The organism is Kamptonema animale CS-326 (genome assembly GCF_028330895.1).
GTDB classification, from domain to species: domain Bacteria; phylum Cyanobacteriota; class Cyanobacteriia; order Cyanobacteriales; family Microcoleaceae; genus Kamptonema; species Kamptonema formosum.
This window is the reverse complement of sequence record NZ_JAQMUA010000168.1, coordinates 1-4,589: the sequence shown is the minus strand read 5'-3', so window position 1 is coordinate 4,589 and position 4,589 is coordinate 1. Positions and strand designations below refer to the sequence as shown.

Annotated in this window: 8 protein-coding genes; 2 read left to right on the top strand and 6 right to left on the bottom strand. The window is 42.6% G+C overall.

The features are described from left to right. Window positions 1-43: 43 nt before the first annotated feature. From PN499_RS09960 to aroC, 5 genes are all read right to left on the bottom strand, one after another. Entirely contained in the window at window positions 44-1,060 is a 1,017-nt protein-coding gene (locus PN499_RS09960) for a GumC domain-containing protein (protein ID WP_272031681.1), read from the bottom strand. A gap of 83 nt (window positions 1,061-1,143) precedes the next feature. Next, entirely contained in the window at window positions 1,144-1,473 is a 330-nt protein-coding gene (locus PN499_RS09955; protein WP_272031679.1) for a type II toxin-antitoxin system PemK/MazF family toxin, read from the bottom strand. Window positions 1,474-1,476: 3 nt separating this feature from the next. Then, a complete protein-coding gene (locus PN499_RS09950) occupies window positions 1,477-1,710 on the bottom strand; it encodes a hypothetical protein (RefSeq protein ID WP_272031678.1) in 234 nt (77 codons plus the stop codon). A gap of 209 nt (window positions 1,711-1,919) precedes the next feature. Next, window positions 1,920-2,831: an MBL fold metallo-hydrolase gene (locus PN499_RS09945; RefSeq protein ID WP_007354002.1), complete on the bottom strand. Its 912-nt coding sequence runs from the start codon at window positions 2,829-2,831 to the stop codon at window positions 1,920-1,922. A 1-nt stretch (window position 2,832) separates the two neighbouring features. Continuing rightward, window positions 2,833-3,933: a chorismate synthase gene (aroC, locus tag PN499_RS09940; protein ID WP_007354003.1), complete on the bottom strand. Its 1,101-nt coding sequence runs from the start codon at window positions 3,931-3,933 to the stop codon at window positions 2,833-2,835. On the opposite strand from aroC, the gene PN499_RS09935 reads away from it, so the two are divergent. Beyond that, a complete protein-coding gene (locus PN499_RS09935; protein ID WP_272031677.1) occupies window positions 3,913-4,086 on the top strand; it encodes a hypothetical protein in 174 nt (57 codons plus the stop codon). The two genes, aroC and PN499_RS09935, sit on opposite strands and share 21 nt — an antisense overlap. A 56-nt stretch (window positions 4,087-4,142) precedes the next feature. Here the strand turns inward: PN499_RS09935 and psbN are convergent, their stop codons facing one another. Next, window positions 4,143-4,274, bottom strand: coding sequence for a photosystem II reaction center protein PsbN (gene psbN, locus PN499_RS09930; protein WP_039961802.1), 132 nt, complete (start codon window positions 4,272-4,274; stop codon window positions 4,143-4,145). A gap of 84 nt (window positions 4,275-4,358) precedes the next feature. Between psbN and psbH the strand changes: the two genes are divergently transcribed. Next, a complete protein-coding gene (gene psbH, locus PN499_RS09925; protein ID WP_272031676.1) occupies window positions 4,359-4,562 on the top strand; it encodes a photosystem II reaction center phosphoprotein PsbH in 204 nt (67 codons plus the stop codon). Window positions 4,563-4,589 lie beyond the last annotated feature (27 nt).

Sequence of the window (4,589 nt, the reverse complement as noted above, 5' to 3'; positions counted from 1 at the left end):
CGCCTGTTGGCGGCGTTACGGATAGTTTTATGTAAGTCCTAAATCAGTATTTAAAGTGATATGAAATACTGCCTTCTTTTTTAACTTCACAAGTAGCATTGAAAGCTTCAGCTTGTTGATTTAAATATTGCTGAGCTTCCTCAGCGGATAGCTTTGTTTCCATTGCAAAACGAACAAGAGTTATTTCTCCGCTACCTTCTTGGATTAGCCGATATAAAGTTGCTTGCAAGCGATCTTGCTCTTGTTTCCTGTAAATCGCTTTCTGTTTCCAAGCAGCAAATAACGGAATTAAGCCTAAACTGACTGCTAAACTAACAAATAAACCACTTCCCAAAATAATAGGAACAATAGGATTAGAACCTGGATAAGCTATAACTTGTGGAGCTTGAGAGACTGCTAAACTACTGCTTATTTCTTTCTCTGCTGCTTTTGCATCTGCTAAAGCACTCTGGGTTTTATCATAAATTCCTTGCTGAAGTTTGACTTGTTCTTCGAGACGAGATCGCTCTCGTTCATCATCTTGATAAAATTGGTCTAGGTTTTGTTCCGCTTGTTTGAGTTCTTTCGTTACTTCTTCTAAACGCTGATTAATCGATTGATTAATTAGTTGCCATTTATCTAAATTAATCAGGCGGCTTTTTTCAACTATCGCCTTCATCAGCACGTCTGCTGTTGCAAGTGTTTGTTGACGATCTCTGGCTCGATATTCAACTGCAATCTCTAAGGGTTTTTCTGGTTCTGAAACTTTGATGCTAGCATTTTGGCGGACTTGCTGCGGATCAATTTTGGCTGCATCTGCTACTGCTTTTACTACATTATCCGCTAGCAAATCATCGGTAGTTAGTTTCTCACCTTGCTTGAGAATTGCACCGCCAATAGTAGAGAATTTTACAGGTGGAGTGTTAACAATTAGAGTGCCTTTAGCAGTATATCCAGGTGGCGGCGCTAGGCTGTAAGCAGTTATGCTAGAAGCCGTCATAATTGTCGCAAACGTTATTAAGGCAATACTTTTGTATTGATTTAAATTTGTTAAATAAATTGATTTAGTAGCTTTTTTCATGAATAGATATTGATGATTTTAACCGCAGATACACAGAGATAGATACAGATGATTTTATCAGACAATATTTGGATTTTAAATTACTAAATAGAAGACCATATTTGCTTTATTCTGTCTCGCACTTGTATCCAATCGCTAGAGGTTAAAATTCCCAAATGACGAGCGAACAAGCGCTTTTCTATTGTATTCACTTTATGTAGGCGAACTACAGAAGGTCGTACTAAGCCTGCCTGTTGCCATTCTATAATTTCAATATCAAAATCTGTTCTGGTTATTTGACTTGTCACTCTGGCAACAACAATATCTTCATCTCTTGTATCTAGAAGTACCAGCACAGGACGAAGTTTAGTAGTAGTTCCATCAGTAAAAGGAAGTGACACTAAGAGAATCTCTCCTGATTGATAAGTTGTCATAGTTCAAATATTGTCGTAAATAGCATCTTCCTCACTATATCCAGCTAAGAGTTGTTCGCCTGCAAGGCGATGCCAAGCAGCGTTTTCCTCTATTTCATTATCTTCTATATCTATCGATTCATTTACTAAAACTATAATCCTCACTTCTTTGTTATTTGGCAAGTGTTTTAAAATATTATCGGGGAATTCGATTTTCCCTTCTGCTGTAACTTTTGCTGGAAATTCGTAGGCTTTCATAGAATATAGCTAGGGGCTAGGGGAAGAAGGGAATAGAATCTATAGTGGCAGGAAATCAGAACTCCCTAAGTGCCAAGAAGGTTGCTATAATTCGGAATTGAGTAAAAATTCTATATTTTTTACTAACAACTAATGGCTAATTACCCACTGCAATTAGCCATTAGCCATTAGCCATTAGCCATTAGCCATTAGCCATTAACAATTAAACTTTACAAACCTATCGGCAAAATTAGTCCTTCACGAGCCATAACAGCCTTCGGGAAAACGTGCTGGACTTCCTCACCTATTTTGTCCAAAACATCATCGCTATGAGCAGGATCGTGATGAAAAATCACTACTCGTTTTACCCCGGCTGCCTGAGCCATTTTTACAGCTTCCTGCCAAGTCGAGTGACCCCAACCCACCTTCGGAGATTTGGGATTATGATACTCTTCATCGGTGTACATCGCATCATAAATTAGCACATCAGCATCAAGGGCTAACTCATACACATTTTCATCTAAACGATCGGGGAAATGTTCAGTATCCGAACAATAAACAACTGATTTCCCCCGCCAAGTGATCCTATATCCCATTGCAGTATTTGGGTGGTTGAGGCTACCCGTTCTAATTTCAATATCGTCAAGCATCATTGTCTCGTGACGCTTAAGTTCGTAGAATCTTAAATCAGCTTGTATTCCCTGTAAAGGCACTGGCGAATTTGGGTGTAAAACTCGTTCAATAAAATGCCTTTTCATCGACTCGCTATCAGGGGGAATCGATCCGTAAATGTGAAAGCAATTGCCGGGAATAAAAGCTGGAGCAAATAGAGGAAATCCTTGGATATGATCCCAGTGATAGTGAGTAAAAAACATATAAGCTTCTACTGGCATTTCTTGCTGCAACTGTTCTCCCAGCATTCGCAAGCCAGTACCACCGTCGAATATGAGGCGTTTTCCTCCTACTCGCATTTCTAGACAAGAGGTATTGCCACCGTAACGGACGGTATCTTTTCCAGGGGTGGGAATACTACCTCGGACACCCCAGAACTGGACAACAAAATCGTCTATCCTTTCAATTGGTTCGGACGGGTGAGGGCAATCCAGGGGATTTGCCGCGACTGAGGAAGGGCTGATTTCCATTTTAAACTTCAGGCTTCAAGGTTCCACATTGTCCATGATGGCGCAGGAGATGGTCGCACAACACTAAAGCAACCATTGCTTCTACCATAGGCACGGCTCTTGGCAAAACGCAAGGGTCGTGTCTTCCTTTTGCCGCCAGCAAGGTTTCTTCGCCGCTGCTGGTGACTGTACGCTGTTCTTGACGAATTGTAGCAGTTGGTTTAAATGCTACTCGCAATATAATATTTTCACCGTTGCTAATCCCACCCTGAATTCCGCCGGAGCGATTAGTTGCTGTGCGGATGGCACCCTGTTTATCAGTATAGTATTCATCGTTATGCTCGCTGCCTGTCAGGAGTGTTCCTGCAAAACCGGAGCCGATTTCAAAGCCTTTGCTGGCTGGCAAAGACATGACTGCTTTGGCTAGGTCTGCTTCTAGTTTATCGAATACGGGCATCCCTAGACCTTTGGGGACGTTCCTAGCGGCACATTCGACAACGCCGCCGATGGAATCCCCATTATGGCGTACTTTTTCTATTAGTTCTATCATCCGTTCGGCACATTCTGTGTCAGGAGTGCGGACGATGTTGCTTTCTACTTGTTCTAGAGTGACGGTATTGGGGTCAACTAAGCTTTCTATGTCTTTAATGCGTTTGACGTAGCCGATGATTTCTACGCCTGCAAATTGTTTGAGGATTTTTTTGGCGATCGCGCCTGCTGCTACTCGCCCGATGGTTTCTCTCGCTGAAGACCTTCCGCCGCCCTGCCAATTTCTAATACCATATTTAGCGTCGTAGGTCGCATCGGCATGGGATGGGCGGTATTTTGTCGCCATTTCATCATAATCTTGGGAGCGGGTGTCTTGGTTCCGCACTAAGATGGCGATCGGCGTTCCTAAAGTTTTGCCTTCAAATACCCCAGATAAAATCTCGCAGGTATCGGCTTCTTTCCGAGGCGTGGTAATTTTACTCTGACCGGGGCGACGGCGATCGAGCTCAAATTGAATCTCAGCGGCGCTAATTTCCAGTCGGGGCGGGCAACCGTCAATTACGACCCCCACACCGCCGCCGTGAGATTCGCCAAAAGTTGTAATCCGAAATAGATGTCCGAAAGTGTTGCCCATTATGCGATCGCTAAAACTCTAAAGATTTTTAATCTCAAAAAATTCAATATTCTTTCCTTGTTTTCGATTTTAACACTGGCGGCGGCCGCTGAGCTTAGCCGAAGTGCAGCTAAAATCGCGCCCGGAGCCAAACCTCATGTCTGGACAAAATAGCCTAGACAGTAAATGGCTTTTAGTCCGGGTCGCTCTGGAGCCGGTGCGATTGCGCTTTAATCTTCGTGTTCTTCAAAGGGATCTCTCAATTCTTTAGAAGGTGGGCCAAAAGAAGTGTAGATTGAGAAGCCAGCTATAGCTACAAGGCATAAGCCCAGAGAAATGCTAAGAACTGTTGCAGGTTCCATAAGATAAAAAAAATTATGAGTGCTATCCCCCTATAATATTACAAAACATTAAATATTTCTGTAGAGATTCATCACAGGTGACTTATGGCACAACGCACTTTGTTGGGAGATATACTCAAACCCCTAAATTCTGAGTACGGTAAGGTGGCTCCTGGTTGGGGCACAACCCTACTAATGGGAGTTTTCATGGGGCTGTTTTTCGTTTTCTTGCTGATTATTCTGCAAATCTACAACTCCTCACTGATCCTTGAGAATCTAAATGTCGATTGGTCAAGTCTAGGCAGTTAAGATTGTTTTAGTGGTTAGTGGTTAGTG